A 940-nucleotide genomic window follows, 5' to 3' on the forward strand; every position below is an offset into this window, starting at 1 on the left:
CCGGAGCCCATCGCTCCGGCCCGCGGCGGCGGCCGTTCGCTGGGGCCTGCGCCGTACGGTGGGGCGATGAGTACTCGTGCCCGCGTAACGAGCGTGGTGTCCCTCGTGCCCTCGCTCACCGAGTCCGTCGCCGCCACCGCGCCCGATCTGCTGACCGGGGTGACCGACTGGTGCAGCCATCCGCCCGGGCTGGGCGCGGAGCGCGTGGGCGGCACCAAGAACCCCGACACCGCCCGCATCGCGGCCCTCGCCCCGGACCTCGTCCTCGCCAACGAGGAGGAGAACCGCGCCCCCGACCTCGCCGCGCTGCGCGCCGCCGGGCTGGAGGTGATGGTGACCGAGGTACGGACGCTGGAGCAGGCGTTCGCCGAGCTGGACCGGGTCCTGGTGCGCGGCTGCGGGCTGCCGCGGCCCGGCTGGCTGGACGAGGCCGAGGCCGCCTGGGCGGACGTCCGGGCCGCCGGGGCCGCCGAGCCGGCGCGGCGGGCCGTGGTTCCCGTATGGCGGCGTCCGTGGATGGTGCTGGGCCGGGACACCTTCGCCGGGGACCTGCTGGCCCGGCTGGGCGTACGGCATCTCTACGCGGAGCACCCCGAGCGCTACCCCCGCATTCCGATCGACGAGCTGACGGGGTGCGGCGCGGAGCTGGTGGTTCTGCCGGACGAGCCGTACCTCTTCACGGCCGACGACGGGCCCGAGGCGTTCCCCGGACTGCCCGCCGCGCTCGTCAGCGGCCGCCATCTGACCTGGTACGGCCCCTCGCTGGCGGAGGCGCCCGCCGTGCTGGGCGCGGCGCTGGCGGCGGCGCGGTGAGAACCGGGCTCAGGGCGCGGTGAGGGCCGGGCTCGGGGCGCGGTGGGGGCCGGGCTCAGGGCGCGGTGAGGTCCGGGCTCAGGGCGCGAGCAGGGTGCCGCGCGCCAGGCCGAGCGCCGTGCGCGCC

At 77.8% G+C, this 940-nt stretch carries 1 protein-coding gene; it reads left to right on the top strand.

The genetic code is table 11. The features are described 5' to 3' along the window. Positions 1–66 precede the first annotated feature (66 nt). Positions 67–813 (top strand): helical backbone metal receptor, encoded by a 747-nt coding sequence (locus tag EEJ42_RS31285; protein WP_123105229.1) that lies wholly within the window; start codon positions 67–69, stop codon positions 811–813. Positions 814–940: the final 127 nt, after the last annotated feature.

The sequence above is a fragment of the Streptomyces botrytidirepellens genome (genome assembly GCF_003721215.1).
GTDB classification, from domain to species: Bacteria; Actinomycetota; Actinomycetes; order Streptomycetales; family Streptomycetaceae; genus Streptomyces; species Streptomyces himastatinicus.